We start from the raw sequence: 21993 nt of genomic DNA, 5'->3' as shown, positions 1-21993 counted from the left end.
CGGCTGTCCGCGGATCGGGCGGGTCGGGGCCCAAGGACCCTGGACCCGGGGACCAGCCGGGTGGTCCGCGGTCCCCGTACGTTCGCCCCATGAGCCACGCCGTCGTCGTCGGGAGCGGACCGAACGGACTGGCGGCCGCGATCCGCCTGGCCCGGGCCGGGATGCAGGTGACCGTCCTGGAGCGCGCCGCGGTGCCCGGCGGCGGGGTGCGCACCTCCGAGCTGACCCTGCCGGGGCTGCTCCACGACGACTGCTCGGCCTTCCACCCGATGGGTGTGCTCTCCCCGTTCCTGTCCACGCTGGGCCTCGAGCGGTACGGCCTCACCTGGCGGTGGCCCGAGATCGACCTGGCCCATCCCCTCGACGACGGCCGGGCCGGGCTGATGTCGCGCGACATGGCCACCACCGTCGCGTCGCTCGGTGCCGACGGTGCGCGGTGGGAGGCGCTGTTCGGTCCGCTGGCCCGCGACTTCGAGCACGTCGCCGCGGAGGCCATGGGACCCGTGCTCCACCTGCCGCGGCACCCGGTCTCCCTGGTCCGGTTCGGGCTCGGGGCCGCGCTGCCGGCCACGGTGCTGGCCCGCGCCTTCCGGGACGAGCCCGCGCGCTCGCTCCTGCTGGGCATCGCCGCGCACGCCTTCAACCGCCTGGACACCCCGTTGAGCAGCGCGGTCGGGCTGCTCCTGGGCGCCGCCGGGCACCGGGCCGGGTGGCCGGTCGCCGAGGGCGGCAGCCAGGCCATCGCCACCGCCATGATCGCGCTGCTGGAGAGCCTCGGCGGCCGGGTCGTCACCGGCACGGAGGTCACCGACCTCGACCAGGTGCGCGAGCTGGCCGGCCTCGGCGCGGAGCGGCCCGCCGCGGTCGTCCTGGACACCTCGCCCGACGCCGCCGTCCAGATCCTGGGGGAGCGGATGCCCGCCGGCGTCCGTCGTCAGCTCGGTCGCTACCGCTACGGGCCCTCGGCCTACAAGGTCGACGTCGCCGTCGAGGGGGGCGTGCCCTGGACCAACCCCGACGCCCGCCGGGCCGGGACCCTGCACCTCGGCGGCTCCGCGGCGGAGGTCGCGGCGACCGAGGGGGCGGTGGCCAAGGGCGTGATGCCCGAGCGGCCCTTCGTCCTGGTCGGCCAGCAGCACCTCGCCGACCCGACCCGCTCGCGGGGCGACGTCCACCCGCTGTGGCTCTACGCGCACGTGCCCCACGCCTACGACCGGGACGCGACCGAGGCGACGCTGGACCAGGTCGAGCGCTTCGCCCCGGGCTTCCGCGAGCGCGTGGTGGCGGTGCACACCCGCGACCCAGCGGCGCTGGAGGCGCACGACCCGAACTACGTCGGCGGCGACATCGGCGTCGGGGCCAACACCCTGCGTCAGCTGGTGCTGCGGCCGCGACCCGCGCTCGACCCGTACTCGCTCGGCCTGCGCGGGGTCGTGCTGTGCTCCTCGGCCACGCCGCCCGGCGGCGGCGTGCACGGGATGTGCGGTCACGGGGCCGCGGAGTCGGTGCTGCGCCAGGTCGGGTGAGCACCTAGGGTGCCGGGGTGACGTGCGTCACACCACTCTCGGAGGAGCCCACCATGCGCCGCACCCGCACCCGCACCGCCCGCACCCTCGCCGTCGGGGCGGTCGCCGCCCTGGCGCTGTCACTGGGAGCGCCGCCCACCACCGCCGCACCGCACGGACCGCACGGACCGCACGGGCCGGGCCCGCGTGACGGGGACGAGCCGCTGCGGGGCTACACGATCAGCAACCCGACGGTGGACCCGTTGCGCGTCGACGGACGACGCACCCGGGTCGAGCAGGGCACGCGGGCGCACGCGGGCTACGTGATCGAGGTGCCGCCGGACTGGAACGGCGAGCTGGTGATGTGGGCGCACGGCTACCGCGGGACCGGCACGGAGCTGACCGTGGACCCCCCGGGCTTCGGCCTGCGCCGGACGTTCGCCCGTCAGGGGTACGCGTGGGCGGCCTCGAGCTACGCCCGCAACGACTACGACGTGGCCACCGGCGTCACGACCACCCGGGACCTGGCCCGGTACGCCGGCCGGGTGCTCGGCCGGTCCCCGGAGCGCACCTACCTGGCCGGGGTGTCGATGGGCGGGCACGTGATCGGCCGCTCGTTGGAGGAGTACCCCGCGGCGTACGACGGGGCCCTGCCGATGTGCGGCGTCCTGGGTGACCAGGAGCTGTTCGACTACTTCCTCGACTACAACCTGGTCGCCCAGACGCTGGCCGACCGGGAGGTCTACCCCGCGCCCGCCGACTACCTGACCGACGACGTCCCGGTGATCCAGCGACGGCTCAGGATCGCCGGTCTGGCGCCGGGCGAGGACCCCGGGAACGCGCGGGGTCGCCAGCTGCGCGCCGTGACCACCGAGCGCAGCGGCGGGCCCCGTCCCGGCTCCGACCCGGCGTTCGCGGTGTGGAAGGACTTCCTGTTCACCCTCTACTCCGCCGACGACGGTGGGCGCCTGGCCCGCAACGCCGGCCGGCTGGCGACGAACGTCGGCACCGACTACACCCCGGACGCCCCGGTGGACCTCGACGCCCTGGTGCGCCGGGTGGCCCCGACCGACCCGAGGTCGCGGCGGACCGACCGGCTGATCGCGGTGCCGCGCATCGACGGTGAGCCCCGGGTGCCGGTGCTGACCCTGCACGGCCTCGGCGACCTGTTCGTCCCGTTCTCGATGGAGCAGGTCTACGCCCGCGAGGTGGCCGCGTCCGGTCGCTCGGAGCTCCTGGTCCAGCGGGCCGTGCGCGCGGCGGGGCACTGCGAGTTCACCCCGGGCGAGGCCCGCACGGCCTGGCGCGACCTGACCGCCTGGGTCGAGTCGGGCGGCTCGGGGCCCTACTCCGACCGCCCGGCGGGGGACGACGTGCTGGCGCCCTCGACGGTGGCGTCCCCGACCTATGGATGTCGCTTCACCGACCCGCGGGGCTACGACGCCCCCGAGCGGTTCGCGACCCGGGCGCTCTACGCCCCCTGCCCGGCCGGCTGAGCGGAGAGGTTGGCCACCAGGCGCTGCAGCGCGTCCTGGACCGCGGCCCGCTCGTCGGCGTCGAGACCGACGGCGTCGGTGATGGCGCAGTGGACGTCGTCGACGATGGAGCGCAGCTCGTCACCCACCGCGGTGAGCGCCACCCGGACGGCCCGTCCGTCCTCGCGGGAGCGGACCCGGCTGAGCAGGCCGCGGTCCTCGAGCCGGCGCAGCAGCGGGGTCAGCGTGGCGTGGTCGAGGTGCAGCGTCGCGGCGAGGTCCTTGATCCGGACGTCGTCGTCGTTCCAGAGCGCGACGAGCACGAGGTACTGCGGGTAGGTGAGGCCGTGGTCGGCCAGCACCGGCCGGTAGGCCGCGGTCAGCGCGCGCGAGGCGGCGTAGAGGTCGAAGCAGAGCATCGACCCCAGACCAGTGGTCGGGCCGTTGGTCATGGACTCCTCCGGGACGGGTGGTGCAGCGTTCAACAGTCCGCTACTGTTTCGTGCACAAGATACCTCACGAAGGAGTCACAGGATGCCCACACGCACCGCACGCACCGCATGGAACGGCGGGCTCGAGGACGGGTCCGGCCAGGTCGAGCTCTCCAGCTCCAAGGTCGGCACCTACGACGTGTCCTTCCCCAAGCGCGCGGCCGACGAGGCCGGCGGCACCACCAGCCCCGAGGAGCTCATCGCGGCGGCGCACTCCGCCTGCTACGCGATGCAGCTCTCCGCGTTCATCGCCCAGGCCGGCGGCACGCCGCAGTCGCTGGACGTCAAGGCCGACGTCTCGCTCGGCCCGGACCAGGGTGACGGCGGCTTCCGCCTGACCGGGATCACCCTCACCGTCCGCGGCGAGGTCGAGGGTCTCGACGAGGCCGGCTTCACCAAGGCCGCCGAGGACGCCAAGGCCGGCTGCCCGGTCAGCAAGGCCCTCACCGGCGTCGACATCACGCTCGACGCCTCGCTCGAGGGCTGAGCAGCCCCACGATCCACCGGCCCGGTCGGGACCTGCGAGCCCGGCCGGGCCGGTGCCCCACCCGGTCCCTCCCGCCCGGGTGGGCGGTGCCCCGAGATGTCCCCCTGGGGGTGTGTCGCCACCGCGGCAGGAACGCTCCGATGGGGGTTTCCAACGGAGGGAGCACCACCATGAGTGCCATCAGCCAGATCGCCAGCAAGTTCCTCGGCGGCGGACGTCGCACCGGGACCACCGCCCGGCCCACCACCGGGGCCTCGCCCCGGGGGACCACCGGCGGGTCCAGCACCGACGCCGCCATCGGGCGGGGGGTGCGCGGCCTGCTCGGCAAGGTCCGACGCTGAGCCCGTACCACGTGACGCCGACTTTCCCAGGATCGTCGGCGACACTGCTCTAGAGCAGTCGGCAGGTACTTCTACCCGGGACCTCAACCCCGGCGGGGTGCCTGCCGATATCTCTGCTGATCGGTGTCCCGGATATGTCCCATTACCCTGGCGCCCACCCCGTTCCCACGTCAGGATGGACCCATGAAGCGCTCGCCCGGCGGCTCGACCTCGTCGAACCGCTCTCCCCGGCACGTCACCCTGCGTCTGCGGCGGCTCGCCGTGGCTGCCGTCGGTGGTGCTGTCGTCGTCGTGACGGCCTCCAGCCAGGTCGGAGCGGCCCCGGTGGCGGTGGTCCCGGCCGCGGCGCCCGCCACGGACACCGCGGAGACGGCGAGCACGGACTACTGGGCAGCGCCGACCGAGCTCCCGCAGCCCGCCACCCTGGCCGCCGCGGAGCCGTCCGTCGAGCGCGCCGCCCGCGCCCTGGCCCGGGGCGGGTCCGCCCGCACCGTCGCCGCGATCAGCGCGCCGGACGAGGCTGCGCTGACCGACATCCCTGCCCCCGCCCTGGCCGCCTACCAGCGGGCCGCGGCCGTCATCGACGAGGCCATGCCCAGCTGCGCCCTGGACTGGGAGCTGCTCGCCGCGATCGGCCGCGTCGAGTCCGACCACGGCCGGTTCGGCGGCAGCGCGCTGTCGACCGGCGGCGTCGCGAAGCCCGCCATCATCGGCGTGCCCCTGACCGGTGGCGAGGGCACCCGCCGCGTCGCCGACAGCGACGCCGGCGAGCTCGACGGCGACAAGGTCCTGGACCGCGCCGTCGGCCCGATGCAGTTCATCCCCTCCACCTGGTCGGTCGTCGGTGTCGACGCCGACGGCGACGGTGAGCGGAACCCCCAGGACGTCGACGACGCCGCCCTCGCCGCGGCCGTCTACCTGTGCGGGGACGGGGACGACCTCTCCACCGCCGCCGGCCGCAAGGCCGCGGTGCTCACCTACAACAACAGCAGCTCGTACGTCGCGACGGTCCTCGCGCTGCGCTCGGCCTACTCCCAGGGCGACCCGGCGACCACCGTCCCGACCGTCAGCACGGTGGACCTCGGCACCGGCTCGACCACCGCCGCCCCCGACGGCGCCGCACCGCTGACCGGCCAGGCGCAGGACGCCGCCGACCGGCAGAAGGTCGCCGACGAGCGCGCCGCCGCCGACAAGGTGTCCAAGGCCGCCGGCCCGGGTGCCGGTCGCGGCCAGGGTGCCGGGGGCGGCCAGGGCAAGGCCGACGACCGCGACCGCATCTCGAAGGTCGACCAGGACCGCGGCGAGGGCCGTGACAAGGACCGCGACGACGACCTCGTCAGCTCCGGTGAGAACGTGCCCCGCAGCGGTGGGGGCAAGGGCGGCAACGGGGGCGCGGATCCCGTGCCCACGCCGGACCCGACTCCGGACCCGACTCCGACTCCGACTCCGACTCCCGGTCCCGACCCGGAGACCGACCCGGAGACCGACCCGGAGACGGACGAGTCGACCCCGCCGCCGACGTCGGCGCCTGCGCCGGTGCCCGAGCCGGTCCTGGCGTGCGCCCCCGAGCTGGTGGAGGCGACGCTCGCGGACGGCGTCACCGTCGTCACCGTCGCCGACATCGTCGCCGACCCGGATCTCCTGCTCGACGAGGGGGTCGTGGCGGCCCTCGACCTGGCCGGGTACGACCAGCTGGAGTGCTACACCGAGCTCACCGGGCTGACCGCACTTCCCGTTCTCTGAGCCTCTCCGGCCCGGGGACCGCATGACGTACGCCTTCGACGAGCAGACCGCCGTCGTCCCGCTCGGGGACGGCGCGTGGTCGGTCGACCTCCACGGCGGCTGGACCGTCGGAGGCGGGTTGAACGGCGGGTACCTGCTCGCGGTCCTCGGCCGCACCCTCGGTGAGGCGATGCCCGGGAAGCCGGACCCGCTCAGCACCAGCGCCTACTACGTCTCGGCCGCGACGCCCGGCCCCGCGACGGTGCGGGTGCGGGTGCGTCGGGACGGACGCGCCACGGCGACCGCCTCGGTCGAGCTGCTCCAGGACGTCGAGGGGCACGAGGTGGTGCGGGTGACCGCGCTGGCCACCTGCGGCGACCTCGGGCGGACGACCGGTGACGTGCGCACCACCGCCGAGCCCCTCGTCCTGCCGCCGCCGGAGGACTGCGTGGGCGCGACCGACGTCGCCCCGGAGGGCGCGCGGACCCCGCCACGGCTGATGAGCCGCTTCGACCTGCGGATCCCGCGGGAGCAGGCCGGGTGGGCGGTCGGACGCCCGAGCGGTCGCGGCGAGATCAGCGCCTGGTTCCGGCTCGAGGGTGGGCGCGAGCCGGACGTGCTGGCCCTGCTCAGCGCCGTCGACGCGCTGCCGCCGGTCACGTTCTGCCTCGGCATGCCCGGCTGGGCGCCGACCCTGGAGCTGACCGCGCACGTGCGGGCCCGGCCGGCCCCGGGATGGTTGCGGGTGCGGCACGCCACCCGCAACCTGGCCGGCGGGATGTTCGAGGAGGACTGCGAGGTCTGGGACTCGACGGACCGGTTGGTCGCGCAGTCCCGGCAGCTCGCGCTCGCGCCCCGGACCTCCTAGCGTCACGTCCGGCCCGGTGGCGTGCCCGGCCTGACGTGGTGGTCGGGCCTCACCCCTCGGAGGTGGGACTGGTGGTCTGCGAGGCGGCCGGCAGGTGGACCCGGACCGTCGTCCCCTCACCGGGGCGCACGTCGATCTCCATCCGGGCGCCGACGAGCGCGACGTGAGCCCGCGCGATCAGCAGCCCGAGCCCCTGCTGCTGGCCCGGCACGCTCTGGTGCGTGGTGACACCCGCAGTCCGGTCGAGGGCGCGCTCGACCACGTGCGCGGGCATCCCCTCGCCGTCGTCGGCGATCTCGAGCACCACCTCGGTGTCGCTGCCTCGGATGGTGACCACCACCTCGTCACGCGCATGGCGCACCGCGTTGCCGACCAGGTTGAGGAACAGCCGCGCCATGCTCTGCGGGTCGGCCCGGACCGCCGTGGTCCCCTCGACCACCAGTCGCACCCGCCCCCACCCGTAGGCGGTGATCGTGGACGAGGCGATCTCCTCCACGCTGACCTCCTCCGCCCGGACCTGCACCTGGCCGGTCTCGAGGCGGGAGAGCTCCAGCAGGCCCTCCACGATGCGCCGCAACCGACGGGCCTGGGTCTGCATGATCTCGACGGCCTGACGCAGGACCGGGTCCGAGCGGTCCAGCTCGTCGGCGTCGACGAGGGAGGCGGCCGTCACCAGCGCTCCCACCGGGGTCCGGAGCTCGTGGCCCAGGTGGGCGGTGAACGCGTGCTCGTGCTCGCGGCGGCGGGCCAGCGACCGGAGCCTCCGATGGCTGTCGACCCATCCTGCGCCGACCAGGAGGACGACCAGCACCCCCCAGGTCCCGGCGACACCGAGCACCACCAGGTTGGTCTCACGGTCGAGGCCGCGTTCGGAGAAGAAGAGGTAGATGCTGGGCCCCAGGGGACCGGTGGACCCACCCACGACCAGGTAGGGCGCGCCGTCCACCGTGGTCGGGCTGCCCGCCAGGCTGCGACCGTCGCGTCGGAGCTCGGCCGGCACGTCGGCGATCCCGATGTCGGAGCTCGACTGCGCGACCGATCCTGCCCTGTCGACGAGGACGACCTCGAGCCGCTCCGGGCGCCGGAGGGCACGGCCGAGCTCGTCGGCATCCGCTCCGGCGAGGCCGTCCGGCACGCTCACCAGGACGCTCCGGGTCTCGGCCAGCGCCGTGCTGGTGAAGACGTCCCGCTGCTGCTGGGTCAGCAGGAGGCCGACCGCGACGGCCAGCAGCCCCAGGACCGGCACGGCGACGAGGGCCACCGCCGCGAAGCCCCGGGGGCGCCACGTCCTCAGCCCGCCCGGCCTGCGCTCGCTCATCGGCGGTCCAGGCGGTACCCGACTCCCCGGACCGTGGTCACCAGCGAGGGGCGGCCGGCGTCGTCATCCACCTTGGCGCGAAGACGCCGTACGGCCATGTCGACGACACGGGAGTCGCCGAGATGGTCGTAGCCCCAGACCAGGGTGAGCAGCTGCTGGCGCGAGAGGGCCTGCCCCCGGTGGCGCGCGAGCTCGTGCAGGAGACGGAACTCCGTCACGGTGAGGTCCACGTCCCGACCGGCCTTGCGGACCCGGTGTGCCACGGCGTCGATCACCACGTCACCGACGGCGATCTCGGGGTCCGGAGCCGACGCCGCGCTGCGGCGGGCAAGAGCCCGCGCCCGCGCGACGAGCTCGGGGGCCTCGAACGGCTTGGTGAGGTAGTCGTCCGCCCCGGCCTCGAGCCCCGTCACCACGTCGGCCAGCGAGTCACGGGCGGTGATGATGATGATCGGGACGTCCGACCTCGCTCGCACCCGTCTGCACACGTCGAGCCCGTCCATGTCCGGGAGCATCAGGTCGAGCACGACGAGGTCGGGCGGCTCGTGGTCGAGCCGGCGCAGCGCAGCGTGGCCGAGGGACTCGTGGCAGACCTCCAGCCCGGCGCCCCGCAGGGTCAGTCCGACGACGGCCGCCATGTCCTCGTCGTCCTCCACCAGAAGAGCCCGCGACGCCATGTCCGACACCCTAGGGGGCGTCGCGGGTGCGGCCGGTCACGCGCAGTCGTGACGCGGTTGTGACAGTCCTGACGAGGAGCGGTGACGCACGACCTGCAACGTCGGTGCTGTTGAAGGAAGCAGGACCACCCACGTGAAGGGACACACCATGTACGCGAGGAACACCATGCGCCCCCGGCTCCGCCGTCCTCTCGCCGTCGGCGCGATGCTGGCCATCGGGATCGGGACGGTCGGCTGCAGCGCGGACGAGGCCACCGAGGACACCACCAGCGTGGTCGCCGACGAGGGCGTCGACGCGGACCCGGTCGTCGACGAGGACACGGCCTCCGACGGTCTGGTCGGCCTGGAGGTCACCGCGGTCGGCAACGTCAGCGAGGTCCTCTCCGACGAGGCGATGCGCCTGGACCGCGACGGCCTGGGCGAGGCCGGCGACGAGGGTGCCGACGCCGCCGACGAGCTCGGCGGCCCGTACGACTACTACGACTACGACTACTACGACTACGACTACCTGGTCGAGTACGACGAGGAGTTCGAGGACGAGGACGCCGCTCAGGAGGGGGTCCTCGTGGTGAACGGGACCGGTCTGGAGACCTTCGACGAGGACGCCTCGGTCCGGGTCAGCGGGACCGTCCGGGAGTTCGACCAGGACAGCATCGAGCTGCTGTACGGCGTGGACCTCGACGACGACATCTTCGACGAGTACGAGAACCAGATGGTGATCGTCGCCGACACCATCGAGCCGGTGGACGCACCCGCCGCGGCAGCCGGGGCCCCCACGACGGGCAGCAGCCCGTCCCCCAGCGAGGGCTGACCCGCACCGACCAGGCACCGACCAGGCACCGACCCGGTGCCGACCGACGAACGATGAAGGGGAAGCCGTGCACACCACACTCCGTCGATCTCTTGCGGCAGCGGCCGTGCTCGCGCTCACTGCCGGTGCGGCCGGGTGCGGGTCCGACGACGTGACCAACACGGCAGCGGACCGTGCCGCCCTCGCCGATCCCTTCGAGAGGGAGGGAGGCGAGGACGTCGCCCCCGACAGCATCGTCGGGCTGGAGGTGTCGGCTGTCGGCGTCGTCACCGAGGTGCTGTCCGACGAGGCGCTGCGCCTGGGCCGTGACGGTCTGGGCGCGCTCCAGGACACCCCGCAGGAGGGGACCGGGCTCGACTACGACTACGACTACGGCGAGTACCTGGTCGAGGACGACGAGGAGCTCGAGGACGACGACGCTGCTTCGACGGGCGTGCTCGTGGTGGACGGTAAGGGCCTCCGCAGCGTCGAGGAGGGCGAGGCGGTCCGGGTGAGCGGCACGGTGCGACGCCTCGACCTGGACCGCATCGAGTCCCTCTACGACATCGACCTCGCGGAGGAGTCCCTCGTCGGCGACGAGGGCTCGCTGGTGGTCGTGGCGGACACCATCACGGAGGCCGACACCCTCGGGCAGGCCGCGGGTGCCGGGACCGCCAGCCCCTCGTCCGGGAGCTGAGCCGAGCAGGCGCCGGGCGGCGCCGTCGGCCCCCGGGGCCTCAGAAGCGGTCCGCCCGCATCGCCACGACCCAGCGGCGACGGGGGTGCTCGGTCGCCGACCAGAGGAGCCCGGTGGCGGGGTCGTGGGCGAGGTCCTCGGGGCCCATCGGCAGCGCCCGTCGACGCTCGCGCAGGGCCCCGTGCGGACCGGACCACACCGAGCCCGGACCCCAGGGGCCGTGGGAGGCGGTGGCCACGAGCCGGTCGCCGAGGTCGACGACGCCCTGCATCTGGGCGACCCCCTCGCCCAGGACCGGGTGCGCCCGGCCGTCCGGGCCGAGCACCGGCAGGCCGTCGTCGTCGAGGGGGAACCGGGCCAGCCGCCGGGTCTGGCGGCCGCGGGCGTACTCCCCGACCAGCAGGTCGCTGGCACCGTCCGTCCCGGCCGGGGCGGAGGAGAAGAAGGAGTAGCGCAGCGGCTCGGTGCCGTCCTCGGCGCCGGCGCGGTGGGCCAGGCGCACGGGCAGCACGTAGCGGTAGCCGAAGTGGGCGTCGCGCAGCGGGCCGGCGGGGAGCTCCACCAGGTCCTCGAGGTGGCAGCTGGCGAAGCCCCGCTTCGTGGCGGCCACGTGCAGCCAGGACCCCGTCCAGGCCAGGCCGCCGGCGTGCGCGACCAGGGGCCGCCCGGTGGCCGCGTCCCCGCTCCCGCGGGCCACGACGACCAGCACGTGCTCGTAGCGCCGACGCTCCGGGTCCAGCACCGCCACCCGGACGCCCTGGCCCTTGGCGGGCTCACCGGGCTGGCCCGGGCGGTGCTTGGCGTACCAGGCGACCACCACGAGGTGCCGCCCGCCCGCGGAGCCGGTGGTGACGCCCTGGGGCCACCAGCGTGGGTCGCGCCGGTCGGTGGCGTCCCAGGTCCAGGCGCGGTGCACGCCGCGCAGCGGGAGCGCCTGGATCGGGGTACGCCGGGCGCGCCGCCCCAGGTCGTCGACGAACGTCGCGAGCGGGACCCGCCCGCCCCCGGCGGCCCGGGCGCGGGCGACGAGGGCGTCGATCGCAGCGACGTCCTCCTGGTCCCGGGTGAGGAACAGCCGGTGGTCGGGCTGGGCGTCCGGGGTCATGACCGCGACGCTAGCCCGCCGCGCAGGGCGATCGCGACGCCGACGCTGGCCAGCAGCAGGCCCGCCAGCTGACGCGGCCCCAGCACGTCGCCGAAGGCGAGCCAGGCCATCACCGCCGTCACCGGCGGGCTGAGGAAGAACACGCTCGAGGAGGCGCCCGCACCGCCCCGGCGCACCACCGCGCCGAGCAGGAACAGGCCGAGCACGGAGTTCACCGCGGCGAGCAGGACCACGGTGACGACGGCCTGCGAGAGGTCGGTGACCGGCCAGGGCCCCTCGAGGGTCAGCCCCAGCAGCAGCATCGGCGGCGCGGAGACGGCCAGCTGCAGCGTCAGCGACCACAGCGGGTCCAGGCCACGCTCGGTGCCGCCGAGCCACCGTTGGCCCAGCGTCCCCAGGCTCAGGGCGAGGGTGGCCACCACGCCGAGGCCGAGGCCGAGCGGGCCGCCCGCGCCCTCGACGTCCGGGCCCAGCACGACCAGCACGCCGGCGACCCCGAGGACGAACCCGAGCACCTGGACCAGCCCCACCCGCTCCTCGAGGAGGACGCCGGCCAGCAGCACCGTCAGCACCGGGGACAGGGAGTGCAGGAGGGCGCCCAGGGTGGGGGCGAGACCGGCGTCGAAGGCGAGGTACATCAGCCCGAACTGGACCGCGTTCATCACCAGGCCCACGCCGGCGACCCGCACCAGGACCGGGCGGGTGACCCGCAGGGGCCCGCGCAGCCAGCGGGCCAGGACCCCGGCCAGCAGGGCGGCCAGGACGAACCGGTAGCCCAGCACGCTCAGCGGACCGGCCGCGGCGACGGAGGCCGGGCCGAGGATGTAGCCCGAGGACCAGACCAGCACGAACGCCGCGGCGGGTCCGACGGGGACCTTGGTGGGCGCGACCGGACCGGTCGGCCCGGGCGGCGCTGCGGGCGGTGTGGTGGGCACACGGCACCTTGTCACGCGCAGGCACGGCCTAGGATCGGCGTCCGTGGCGAGACGGCTGGTGGTGGGGGCGGCGGTGCTGCGCGACGGTCGGGTGCTCGCGGCCCGACGGACGGCACCGCCGGAGGCCGCCGGCCGCTGGGAGCTCCCCGGGGGCAAGGTCGAGCCGGGCGAGACGCCCGCCGACGCGCTCGTCCGCGAGCTGGTCGAGGAGCTCGGCGTCGACGTCGAGGTGACCGGGTGGCTGCCGGGCCGGGTCCCGGTCGACGACGCCCTGGAGCTGGCGGTGGCGACCGCCGTGCTGGTGCGCGGCGAGCCCGTGGCCCGCGAGCACGACCTGCTGCGCTGGGTCGGCGCGGCGGACCTGGAGGACCTGGACTGGCTCGACGGTGACCGCCCGTTCCTGCCGGCCCTGGCGGCGCTGCTCCCGGGTCCGTCCGCGGCCGGTGCCCGGCGGGCGGTGCTCTTCGAGGAGGAGGACGCCCGCGCGGTGGCCCGCGAGCTGGTCGACGGCGGGCACGCGGCCCGGGTCGAGCGGGAGCGCCTGGCCGGGGAGGACGACGACGAGGACCACCCCTGGGCGGTCCTCACGGACGCCCCGCCGGCCGTCCTCGAGCCGCTCGTCCACGAGCGCGACGGCTGGTGGGAGGAGGACGGCCCGGCGCCCACGGCCGTACCGGTCCCGCGGCCGGCGCCCGCACCGCTGCCCAGCGGGCCCCGGAGGGTGAAGCGGCCCGGAGGCGGTACCGACGGCGGGGTCGGCGGACGTCCGTAGGCTGGCCGTCATGAGTCACGTCCCCGCCCACCGTCTCCTGCTGGTGCACGCCCACCCCGACGACGAGACGATCGGCCAGGGAGCCACGATGGCGCGCTACGCCGCCGAGGGTCGCGGGGTCACGCTGGTCACCTGCACCGGCGGAGAGATGGGCGAGGTCCTCGTGCCCGAGCTCGCCCACCTCGCCGACGACCGCGACGGCGGCCTGGGCGACCACCGGCGCGGCGAGCTGGCCGCGGCGATGGCCGAGCTCGGCGTGACCGACCACCGCTACCTCGGGGGCTACGGCACCTACCGCGACTCCGGCATGCAGTGGCACGCCGACGGCCACGCCGTGGCGGCGGACGAGACCGACGAGCGGGCCTTCTGGAACGCCGACCTCACCGAGGCCGCCGACCACCTCGTCGCGGTGATCCGCGAGGTCCGCCCCCAGGTGCTGGTGACCTACGACCAGTTCGGCGGCTACGGCCACCCCGACCACATCCAGGCGCACCGGGTGGCCACCTACGCGGCGTCCCTGGCGGCGGTGACCTCCTACCGGCGCGACCTCGGTGAGGCGTGGGACGTGGCGAAGATCTACTGGGGCGCCATGTCGGAGAGCCGCATGCGCGCCGGCCTGCGGGCGCTGCGCGACGCGGGGGACACCACGACCTTCGAGGGGATGGACCCCGACGGCCCGCTGCCGCACTTCGTGACCGCCGACGACGACCTGAGCGCCGGCGTCGACGGGATGGCCTTCATCGACCGCAAGATGGCCGCGATGCGTGCCCACGCCACCCAGATCACGCTCGACGGGCCGTTCTTCGCCCTCTCGAACAACGTCGGCGACACGGCGTGGGGCGTCGAGTTCTACCGGTTGGCCAAGGGCGAGGTCGGTCCGGTCGGCGACGACGGCCTGGAGGCCGACCTCTTCGCCGGCGTCGACGCCTGAGTCGTGCGCCCCACGGCCCCGCGCCTCGTGCTCCGGCTCCTCGCGGCGGTCGCCTGGCTCGTCCTCGGCCTGGTCGTCGGCACCTGCGCGGCCCTGCTGTCGTCGCTGTGGTGGGGCCTGCTGCTCGGCGGGGCGACCACGGTGGCGCTGGCGGTGGCCGCCCGTCCGGGCTGGGGGTCACGGGTCCCGCTGGCGGTCGGCTGGGCCGTCGCCGTGCTCCGGCTGGCGCTGCGGCGTCCGGAGGGCGACTACGTCGTCGGCAGCGACACCGGGGGCTACGTGCTGCTGGCGCTCGGCCTCTCGCTGGTGGTCGCGGCCCTCGTCACGGTCCCGCTGCGGGCCCGGGGGGCCGTCGTCGAGTCGGCGTCCGGGCCGTCCTCTTCCTAGGATGGAGCGCGTGAGCTTCTGGGACAACGAGACCGCTGCCCCCTCCGACGACGGCGGGTCCGGGCGCGAGCGCGCCGGCGGCCTCGTCGCCGGCCTGGTCGTCCTGGGGCTCGTCGTGCTCCTCGGCGCGGGCTGGGTGACCGCCTACTACGCCGCCGGCGACAACGTGCCCCGCGGGGCCACCGTCGAGGGCGTCGCCGTCGGGGGCCGCAGCCCCGACGACGCGGTGCGCGACCTCGAGCAGGGGCTGGCCCAGCGTGAGACCGCCCCCGTGCGGCTCGAGGTCGGCGACCGCGGCGTCGAGGTCGACCCCGTCGAGGCCGGGCTGTCGGTGGACCACGAGGCGTCCGTGGCCGCCGTCGGTGGCGGCCGCAGCTGGGACCCCCGCCGGCTGTGGGACTACTACACGGGCGGCGACGAGGTCGGTGCCGTCGTCGACGTCGACGAGGAGGCGCTCGACGCCGCCCTCGCCACGGCCGCCGAGGAGGTCGGTCGGCCGGCAGAGGACGGCGCGGTCGCGCTGACCCCGTCCGGGCCCGAGGTCACCGACGCCGTCGACGGGACCACGCTGGAGCCGGGGCCGACGCGCGAGGCGCTGCTGGCGGCCTACCTCGACCCCGACCCGGTCGCCGAGGTCGCGCTCGGGACCGTGGAGCCCGACATCGACGCGGGCGACGTCCGGTCGGCCGTCGAGGACTTCGCCGACCCGGCGTTCTCGGGGCCGGTCCGGCTGCGCTTCGACGGCACCCCCGTGGTGTTCACGCCGGCCGAGCTGGCCCCCGCGCTCTCCCTCGAGCCCGACGGCGGCGCGCTGGTCCCCCGTGTGGACGCCGACGTCCTGGGCGGCCTGGTCGACGCGCGGGTCACCGCCGACGGCGGGGAGCCGGTCGACGCCTCGTTCGAGGTCGTCGACGGTGAGCCCCGGGTCGTACCGGCGCAGCCCGGGGTCGACTACGACACCGCCGACGTGTCCGAGGCGCTGCTCACGGCGCTGGTGGCCGGCCAGGGCGAGCGCACCGCCGACGTGCCCGCCTCGGTCGACCAGCCCGACCTGACCACCCGCGAGGCCCGCCGCCTCGGTGTGGAGGAGGTCGTCTCGGACTTCTCCACCTACTACCCGGACGCCGACTACCGCAACGTCAACCTCGGCCGGGCCGCCGAGCTGGTCGACGGCACCCTGCTCGAGCCGGGGGAGACGTTCTCGCTCAACGGCACGGTGGGGGAGCGCACGGTCGCCAACGGCTTCACCGAGGGCTACGTCATCAGCGACGGCATCCTGGTCGAGGACCTGGGCGGCGGGGTGTCGCAGATGGCCACGACGTTGTTCAACGCGATGTTCTTCGCCGGGCTCGAGGACGTCGAGCACAAGCCGCACTCCTTCTACATCGACCGCTACCCGGTCGGCCGCGAGGCCACGGTGTCCTGGGGCTCGATCGACCTGCGGTTCCGCAACGACACCGACCACGGGGTGCTGATCGAGGCCGCGGTCTCGCCGAGCAGCGGCGCGACGCAGGGCGAGGTCAACGTGACGATGTACTCGACCAAGACCTGGGACGTGGAGAGCCGCACCTCAGACCGGTACGCCTACACCTCGCCCACGACCCGGGTGCTCGACACGCCCGACTGCTACGCCTACACCGGGTCGCAGGGCTTCACCGTCGACGTCTACCGCGACTTCTCCCGGCCCGGCAGCAGCGAGGTGGAGCGGACCGAGCGGTTCACCACCGTCTACACGCCCTCGGACGGCGTCGAGTGCGTGCCGCCGGGGAGCCCGGCGGCCGACTGACCGGAGCCGACTGACGGGGCCGACCGACCGGCGCCGACCGACCGGCGCCGACGGTTCGCCGCCTGCGGACGGCTTCCGGGCCCTACGATCGGCCGGTGCTGGTCCACCTGCGCCTGACGGTGCCCTCCTCGCTGACCCCTGACGTCCGCCGACTGCTGCTCGACGACGCCTCCGGGACGAACGTCGTCCTGCACGAGGGCGTCTCGCTGGAACCGAAGGGCGACCTGGTCGAGTGCGACGTGGCCAAGGAGTCGGTCAACGAGCTGCTGGGGGAGCTGGCCGACCTCGGGGTGGGCGAGCACGGCGGGATCGTCGTCACGACGCCGGACAGCACGCCGTTCGCCGCCGCCAAGCGGTTGGAGGAGGCCGCGCCCGGCGACCCCGAAGACGCCGTGGTCTGGGACGCGGTGCTCGAGGAGGCCGAGAACGGCAGCGTGGCCACCCTGTCGTACCAGCTGTTCCTGACCTGCGCGGTGTCCCTGGCCGCGATCGCCGTGGTCACCGACTCGACGGTCCTGGTGGTGGGAGCGATGGTGGTGGGCCCCGAGTTCGGCGCGGTCGCCGCGGCCTGCGTCGGCGTGGTCTTCGGGCGGTGGGGCCTGGCCCGCCGGGCGGCGCTGCTGCTGGCCGGGTCGTTCGGGCTGGCCGTGGCCACCGTCGTCGTGCTGGCGCTGGTGCTGCGGGTGGTCGGGCTGCTCGAGGTCGCCGACGTCACCGGGCCGCGTCCGCAGACCGAGTTCATCTTCCACCCCGACGTGTGGTCCTTCATCGTCGCGCTGGTGGCCGGGGTGGTGGGCGCGCTGGCGCTGTCGCTCGGCAAGACCTCGGCGATGGTCGGGGTCTTCATCTCGGTCACCACGGTGCCGGCCGCGGGGAACCTGGCCCTCGGCCTGGCCTTCCTCGAGCCCGGGGAGATCACCGGCTCCCTGGCGCAGCTCGGGCTGAACCTGGTCGGGATCTTCCTCGCCGCGACGCTCTTCCTCGCCTTCCAGCGACTGTTCTGGAAGCGGATCTCCACCTTCGTCGAGCGGCGCTTCGGCGCGCTGCGCTGACCCTCAGCCCCGCGTCAGCCCCGCGTCAGCGCCGCCGCGTCAGCCCGGGGTCAGTGCTGCGCCGGCGGCCGCAGGTAGGCCAGGTCGTGGTGGGGGAGCAGCCCGAGCCGCTCGTAGAGCGACAGCGCGGGGTCGTTGTCGAGCTCCACGTGCAGCCACAGGGTCCGCGCGCCGTGCGAGGCGCCCCAGTCGAGCAGCTCGCCCATCACCGCGGTGGCCAGGCCGCCGCGGCGCCGGCCCTCCTCGACGAGCAGGGCGTGGACCCCGAGCCAGTCCCCGTCGTAGGCCGCGCGTCCCTGCGCGACCACCCGGCCGTCCTGCTCGAGCACGACGTGCGCCCGCGGCCCGTCCTCGGTGAGCACCGGCGTGGGCGCCGCTCCGGCTCCGGTCGACCCGCAGGCGCGCAGCGCCCGGGCCACCGAGCCCAGGAGGAAGGTCGAGGCGCCGCCGTCGACCTCGGTCCAGCCCCGCCCGGTCGCGTGCCGGTGGACGGGGGACCCGGCCTCGACCTGGACCAGCGGCTCGCGGTCGCGCCCGGTGTAGAAGCCGACGACCCCGTCGAGCGCGTCGTCCCACGACACGCCCGGGTCGCCGATCGCCAGGGCCGAGTTGGCGCGCTTCAGCAGCCGCCCCTGCGGCTCGGTCTCGGTGCGCAGCACCCAGTCGCCGAGGTCCTCGGTCACCACGGTCGGCCACATCACCAGCGCGTGGCCCTCGGCGTCGCGGGCGGAGACCCGCTGGCGCACCGACGGGCGCGGGGGCACCGGCTTGCCGGAGACCACGTCGGCCAGGCGGACGGTGACGGCGGGACCCGACTCCGGCTGCACCACGCACTCGTGCTCGCCCCAGGACGTGCAGACGCCCAGCAGGTCGGTCATCGCGGGGCCGCCGCTCGGGCCGGTCTCACCGGGGACGAGACGTCGTACGACCACGCGCAGGCCGACGACGTGCGGGCCCAGTCCACGGGCGGGGGGCGAGGGTGGCACCCGGGGATACTAGGCTGAGGGCGCTCCCGACCACCCCGTGCACCTGCTCGTCATTGGAGGACCGGATGACCTACGTCATCGCCCAGCCGTGCGTCGACCTCAAGGACCGCGCCTGCGTCGACGAGTGCCCTGTCGACTGCATCTACGAGGGCAAGCGGATGCTCTACATCCAGCCCGACGAGTGCGTCGACTGCGGTGCCTGCGAGCCGGTCTGCCCGGTCGAGGCCATCTTCTACGAGGACGACACCCCGGAGGAGTGGAAGGACTACTACGCGGCCAACGTCGACTTCTTCGACGACCTGGGCTCCCCGGGCGGTGCCGCCAAGATGGGCGAGATCGACAAGGACCACCCGATGATCGCCGCGCTGCCCCCGCAGAACCAGGAAGGCTGACGCCGATCCGGCCGTCACGGCCGTCGGTCTCCGCCCGGCTGCCGGACTTCCCGTGGGACCGGCTGACGTCGTACGCCGCCACCGCGCGGCGGCACCCGGACGGGATCGTCGACCTCTCGGTCGGCACGCCGGTCGACCCGACCCCCGAGGTGGTCCAGCAGGCGCTCCGTGACGCGGCCGACTCGCCGGGCTACCCGACCACGCTCGGCCTGGAGTCCACCCGCCAGGCCGTCCTGGACTGGCTGGCGCGCGACCACGGCGTGACCGGCCTCGGCCTGGACCAGGTGCTGCCGGTGACCGGTTCCAAGGAGCTCGTCGCGCACCTCCCGGGCCAGCTGGGGATCGGGCCGGGCGACGTCGTGGCGTTCCCGGAGCTGGCCTACCCGACCTACGAGGTGGGGGCCGTGCTGGCGGGCGCCAGGCCGGTCGCCACGGACTCGCTGACCTCCTTCGGTCCGGAGGCGCCGGCGCTGCTGTGGCTGAACTCGCCGTCGAACCCGACCGGGCGCGTCCTCCCGGTCGAGCACCTGCGCAAGGTCGTCGACTGGTGCCGAGAGCGCGGGACGGTGCTGGTCTCGGACGAGTGCTACCTCGAGTGCGCCTGGGACGCCGAGCCGGTCTCGGTGCTGCACCCCGACGTCAACGGCGGGTCGGTCGAGGGGATCCTCGCGGTCCACTCCCTCTCGAAGCGCTCCAACCTGGCCGGTTACCGCTGCGCGTTCGTCGCCGGCGACGCCGCCCTGGTGGCCGAGCTGCTGGCCGTGCGCAAGAACCTCGGCCTGATGATGCCCGGGCCGCAGCAGCGGGCGATGGCCGTCGCGCTCGCCGACACCGACCACGCCCGCGAGCAGCACGCGCGCTACGCCGCACGCCGCGCCCGGCTGCGCGGCGCGCTCGAGGGTGCCGGCTTTCGGGTCGACCACTCCGAGGCGTCGCTGTACCTGTGGGCCACCCGGGGCGAGGACTGCTGGACCACGGTGGCCGACCTGGCCGAGCGGGGCGTGCTCGTCGCGCCGGGGGAGTTCTACGGCGTGGCCGGCTCCCAGCACGTCCGGGTGGCGTTCACCGCCACCGACGAGCGGGTCGACGCCGCCGTACGCCGTCTGGCCTGACCGGCTGCGCCCGGATCGGTGCCGAAGGCCGCAGAGCAGTGCTGCCGCTGCGCCGGGGTGGCGCAGAGGCCCGGGGAGCGCCTCGGTGCGCTTCCCACACCCGGGCCGGCCTACTCCGCCACGTCGACGTGCACGTGGTCGCGGTGCTCGAGGATGGCCGCGGTCGCCCCGTCGACGTCGGAGGTGTCGACGTCGTAGTCCCGCCAGCCCTCGTCGGAGCGCCGGGTGGTCCAGATCCGTCCGTCGAAGATGACGGTGTCGACGTCCAGGCGGTCGGCCTGGGCCACCAGGTAGTGCGCGATCGCCCAGCCCCGGGTCTTGTTGTCCTCGCTGATCGGGCGCACGAACACGTCCACCGCGCGGCCGGAGTAGTGGGCCGAGCCCTCCATGTGGCCGGTCGAGACGCCCTCGGGGGCGTACCCGCCCAGGGCCAGGTCCTCGCCGAAGACGGCCACCAGCTCCTGGCGCACGGTCTCGGCCCGCGGGGTGAGGCCGACGCCGGTGAGCTGGCTGCTGGCCGGCTCGGCGTCGTCGTCGGTCTCGCAGGTGAAGGAGGCGCGGGAGTTGCCGGTCAGCGCGGAGGCGAGCGCCCGGGCGTCGAGCTCGTGGTCGGAGTAGGCGTTCGGGAACCCCGAGCGCTGCACCTCCTGCGCGGCCACGGTGATCTCGAGTCCCTCGTAGCCGTCGACGTCGACGAGCGCGTCGTAGAAGGCGTTGGTGCTGTAGACCGGGTCCAGGACCTGTTCCTCGGTGCCCCACCCCTGCGAGGGCCGCTGCTGGAAGAGCCCGAGGGAGTCCCGGTCGCCGAACTCGACGTTGTAGAGGTCGGACTCCTGGTACGCCGTGGCCAGCGCGATGGAGGCCGCCCGGGCCGGCATCCCGCGCCGGACGGAGATCGCCGTGATCAGGGCGGCGTTCTCGGCCTGCTCCGCGTCCAGGCCGACCTCGTGGCCGTCGACGACGGCCGTGCACTGCGCGGAGCCGGGCAGCACCGAGCTCCCGCGGAGCGCGTCCCAGCCGACGACGGTGGCCGTCCCGAGCACGGCGAGGCCGAGCACGCCGGCCACGACGCCGCGGCGACGGGCCGCGGCGGCGCTCCTGGTGGTCATGCGTCCATCCTCCGCGACGCGGACAAGCCCGACCGGGTCAGTTGGCGTGCAGGGCGGCGTTCAGCGCCGGCGCGCCGCCCTCGCGCGCCACGACCTCGACCGCGCCCGAGACCGAGTTGCGACGGAACAGCAGGTGGTCCACGCCGGAGAGCTCGACGGCCTTGACCACGCGCGGCTCGTCGCCGCCGACCACGGTCACCTTGGTGCCCGCGGTGACGTAGCAGCCGGCCTCGACCACGCAGTCGTCGCCCAGCGAGATCCCGATCCCGGCGTTGGCGCCCAGCAGGCACCGCTCACCGACCGAGATCACCTGGGTGCCCCCGCCGGACAGGGTGCCCATGATCGAGGCGCCGCCGCCGATGTCGGAGCCGTCCCCGACCACGACACCGGCCGAGACCCGGCCCTCTACCATGGAGGCGCCCAGGGTGCCGGCGTTGAAGTTCACGAACCCCTCGTGCATGACGGTCGTACCCGCTGCGAGGTGCGCCCCCAGGCGCACCCGGTCGGCGTCGGCGACGCGGACGCCGGCCGGCACGACGTAGTCGACCATCCGCGGGAACTTGTCCACCCCGAGGACCGTCACGTGCTGCCCGGCCGCGCGGAGCCGGGCGCGGGTCAGCTCGAACCCCTCGACCGCGCACGGCCCGGCGGAGGTCCACACCACGTTGGTGAGCAGCCCGAAGACCCCCTCCATCGACAGTCCGTGCGGGCGGACCAGCCGGTGGGAGAGCAGGTGCAGGCGCAGCCAGACGTCCTCGGTGCTCGTCGGCGCCGCGGCGAGGTCGGCGATCTCCACGTCGACGACCTCGAGGCGTACGCCCCGGGCGGCGTCGGCGCCGGCCAGCGCGTCGAGGTCGAGGTCGGCCGCCCCGGACGCGGACCCGCCGAGCACGGGGGCGGGGAACCAGACGTCCAGCACGGACCCGTCGGCCGCGACCGTGGCCAGGCCGCGCCCGTGCGCGGCGGCGGAGGGGTCCGGACGGGGCCCGTCGGCGGCCGTGCCGGTCCCGTCCGGGTGGTCCTCGGACAGGGGCGTCATCGAAGCGTCGGTCACG

At 74.9% G+C, this 21993-nt stretch carries 23 protein-coding genes; 15 read left to right on the top strand and 8 right to left on the bottom strand.

Translation table 11 applies throughout. From position 1 onward, the window contains the following. Positions 1 to 89: 89 nt before the first annotated feature. Together ENKNEFLB_RS18280 and ENKNEFLB_RS18275 are read left to right on the top strand one after the other, a co-directional pair. Positions 90 to 1526, top strand: a complete 1437-nt coding sequence (locus ENKNEFLB_RS18280) for a phytoene desaturase family protein (RefSeq protein WP_214056668.1) — start codon at positions 90 to 92, stop codon at positions 1524 to 1526. Positions 1527 to 1579: 53 nt separating this feature from the next. Next, positions 1580 to 3001: an alpha/beta hydrolase family protein gene (locus ENKNEFLB_RS18275; protein WP_214056667.1), complete on the top strand. Its 1422-nt coding sequence runs from the start codon at positions 1580 to 1582 to the stop codon at positions 2999 to 3001. Here ENKNEFLB_RS18275 and ENKNEFLB_RS18270 read toward each other — a convergent pair. Continuing rightward, entirely contained in the window at positions 2977 to 3432 is a 456-nt protein-coding gene (locus ENKNEFLB_RS18270) for a MarR family winged helix-turn-helix transcriptional regulator (RefSeq protein ID WP_246535655.1), read from the bottom strand. The genes ENKNEFLB_RS18275 and ENKNEFLB_RS18270 overlap by 25 nt on opposite strands. Positions 3433 to 3514: 82 nt before the next feature. On the opposite strand from ENKNEFLB_RS18270, the gene ENKNEFLB_RS18265 reads away from it, so the two are divergent. The 4 genes from ENKNEFLB_RS18265 (at position 3515) to ENKNEFLB_RS18250 (ending at position 6889) form a co-directional block, all read left to right on the top strand. Beyond that, positions 3515 to 3958, top strand: a complete 444-nt coding sequence (locus tag ENKNEFLB_RS18265) for an OsmC family protein (RefSeq protein WP_214056666.1) — start codon at positions 3515 to 3517, stop codon at positions 3956 to 3958. A gap of 170 nt (positions 3959 to 4128) precedes the next feature. Continuing rightward, positions 4129 to 4299 carry a hypothetical protein gene (locus ENKNEFLB_RS18260; protein WP_214056665.1) on the top strand — a complete coding sequence of 57 codons (171 nt, stop codon included), beginning with the start codon at positions 4129 to 4131 and terminating at the stop codon, positions 4297 to 4299. A 183-nt stretch (positions 4300 to 4482) separates the two neighbouring features. Beyond that, entirely contained in the window at positions 4483 to 6042 is a 1560-nt protein-coding gene (locus tag ENKNEFLB_RS18255; protein ID WP_214056664.1) for a lytic transglycosylase domain-containing protein, read from the top strand. 22 nt (positions 6043 to 6064) lie between these two features. Beyond that, complete coding sequence (locus ENKNEFLB_RS18250) at positions 6065 to 6889, top strand: thioesterase family protein (RefSeq protein ID WP_214056663.1); 825 nt, start codon at positions 6065 to 6067, stop codon at positions 6887 to 6889. A 49-nt stretch (positions 6890 to 6938) separates the two neighbouring features. Here ENKNEFLB_RS18250 and ENKNEFLB_RS18245 read toward each other — a convergent pair whose 3' ends face one another. Together ENKNEFLB_RS18245 and ENKNEFLB_RS18240 are read right to left on the bottom strand one after the other, a co-directional pair. After that, a complete protein-coding gene (locus ENKNEFLB_RS18245) occupies positions 6939 to 8207 on the bottom strand; it encodes a sensor histidine kinase (RefSeq protein ID WP_214056662.1) in 1269 nt (422 codons plus the stop codon). Beyond that, positions 8204 to 8884, bottom strand: a complete 681-nt coding sequence (locus ENKNEFLB_RS18240; protein WP_214056661.1) for a response regulator transcription factor — start codon at positions 8882 to 8884, stop codon at positions 8204 to 8206. Before ENKNEFLB_RS18240 ends, ENKNEFLB_RS18245 begins: the two co-directional genes overlap by 4 nt. A 133-nt stretch (positions 8885 to 9017) precedes the next feature. On the opposite strand from ENKNEFLB_RS18240, the gene ENKNEFLB_RS18235 reads away from it, so the two are divergent. Together ENKNEFLB_RS18235 and ENKNEFLB_RS18230 are read left to right on the top strand one after the other, a co-directional pair. Then, positions 9018 to 9695, top strand: coding sequence for a hypothetical protein (locus tag ENKNEFLB_RS18235; RefSeq protein WP_214056660.1), 678 nt, complete (start codon positions 9018 to 9020; stop codon positions 9693 to 9695). 151 nt (positions 9696 to 9846) lie between these two features. Further along, entirely contained in the window at positions 9847 to 10371 is a 525-nt protein-coding gene (locus ENKNEFLB_RS18230; RefSeq protein WP_214056659.1) for a hypothetical protein, read from the top strand. 40 nt (positions 10372 to 10411) lie between these two features. Here the strand turns inward: ENKNEFLB_RS18230 and ENKNEFLB_RS18225 are convergent, their stop codons facing one another. Together ENKNEFLB_RS18225 and ENKNEFLB_RS18220 are read right to left on the bottom strand one after the other, a co-directional pair. Then, a complete protein-coding gene (locus ENKNEFLB_RS18225; protein ID WP_214056658.1) occupies positions 10412 to 11476 on the bottom strand; it encodes a hypothetical protein in 1065 nt (354 codons plus the stop codon). Then, positions 11473 to 12411: a DMT family transporter gene (locus ENKNEFLB_RS18220; RefSeq protein ID WP_214056657.1), complete on the bottom strand. Its 939-nt coding sequence runs from the start codon at positions 12409 to 12411 to the stop codon at positions 11473 to 11475. Before ENKNEFLB_RS18220 ends, ENKNEFLB_RS18225 begins: the two co-directional genes overlap by 4 nt. A gap of 43 nt (positions 12412 to 12454) precedes the next feature. On the opposite strand from ENKNEFLB_RS18220, the gene ENKNEFLB_RS18215 reads away from it, so the two are divergent. From ENKNEFLB_RS18215 to ENKNEFLB_RS18195, 5 genes are all read left to right on the top strand, one after another. Continuing rightward, a complete protein-coding gene (locus ENKNEFLB_RS18215) occupies positions 12455 to 13183 on the top strand; it encodes a (deoxy)nucleoside triphosphate pyrophosphohydrolase (RefSeq protein WP_246535654.1) in 729 nt (242 codons plus the stop codon). Between the two features lie 10 nt (positions 13184 to 13193). Next, positions 13194 to 14114, top strand: a complete 921-nt coding sequence (mshB, locus tag ENKNEFLB_RS18210; RefSeq protein WP_214056656.1) for an N-acetyl-1-D-myo-inositol-2-amino-2-deoxy-alpha-D-glucopyranoside deacetylase — start codon at positions 13194 to 13196, stop codon at positions 14112 to 14114. Between the two features lie 3 nt (positions 14115 to 14117). Further along, positions 14118 to 14501 (top strand): DUF6113 family protein, encoded by a 384-nt coding sequence (locus tag ENKNEFLB_RS18205; RefSeq protein WP_214056655.1) that lies wholly within the window; start codon positions 14118 to 14120, stop codon positions 14499 to 14501. Positions 14502 to 14511: 10 nt separating this feature from the next. Then, positions 14512 to 16287: a VanW family protein gene (locus ENKNEFLB_RS18200; RefSeq protein WP_214056654.1), complete on the top strand. Its 1776-nt coding sequence runs from the start codon at positions 14512 to 14514 to the stop codon at positions 16285 to 16287. Between the two features lie 95 nt (positions 16288 to 16382). Beyond that, positions 16383 to 17339, top strand: a complete 957-nt coding sequence (locus ENKNEFLB_RS18195; RefSeq protein WP_246535653.1) for a DUF389 domain-containing protein — start codon at positions 16383 to 16385, stop codon at positions 17337 to 17339. Between the two features lie 50 nt (positions 17340 to 17389). Here the strand turns inward: ENKNEFLB_RS18195 and ENKNEFLB_RS18190 are convergent, their stop codons facing one another. Next, on the bottom strand, positions 17390 to 18325 hold the full coding sequence (locus ENKNEFLB_RS18190; protein WP_214056653.1) for a GNAT family N-acetyltransferase: 936 nt from the start codon (positions 18323 to 18325) through the stop codon (positions 17390 to 17392). A gap of 65 nt (positions 18326 to 18390) precedes the next feature. Between ENKNEFLB_RS18190 and fdxA the strand changes: the two genes are divergently transcribed. Continuing rightward, positions 18391 to 18717 carry a ferredoxin gene (gene fdxA / locus ENKNEFLB_RS18185; protein WP_160008998.1) on the top strand — a complete coding sequence of 109 codons (327 nt, stop codon included), beginning with the start codon at positions 18391 to 18393 and terminating at the stop codon, positions 18715 to 18717. Positions 18718 to 18722: 5 nt separating this feature from the next. Continuing rightward, complete coding sequence (gene dapC, locus ENKNEFLB_RS18180) at positions 18723 to 19829, top strand: succinyldiaminopimelate transaminase (RefSeq protein ID WP_214059582.1); 1107 nt, start codon at positions 18723 to 18725, stop codon at positions 19827 to 19829. Positions 19830 to 19939: 110 nt separating this feature from the next. On the opposite strand, the gene ENKNEFLB_RS18175 is transcribed toward dapC, so the two are convergent. Beyond that, on the bottom strand, positions 19940 to 20938 hold the full coding sequence (locus tag ENKNEFLB_RS18175; protein ID WP_214056652.1) for a VldE C-terminal domain-containing protein: 999 nt from the start codon (positions 20936 to 20938) through the stop codon (positions 19940 to 19942). 37 nt (positions 20939 to 20975) lie between these two features. After that, entirely contained in the window at positions 20976 to 21992 is a 1017-nt protein-coding gene (gene dapD / locus ENKNEFLB_RS18170) for a 2,3,4,5-tetrahydropyridine-2,6-dicarboxylate N-succinyltransferase (protein ID WP_246535652.1), read from the bottom strand. Between the last annotated feature and the right edge of the window lies 1 nt (position 21993).

Source organism: Nocardioides aquaticus, from assembly GCF_018459925.1.
GTDB lineage: Bacteria > Actinomycetota > Actinomycetes > Propionibacteriales > Nocardioidaceae > Nocardioides > Nocardioides aquaticus.
The sequence above is the reverse complement of the archived record's forward strand: the minus strand, read 5'-3'. Positions and strand labels throughout refer to the sequence as shown.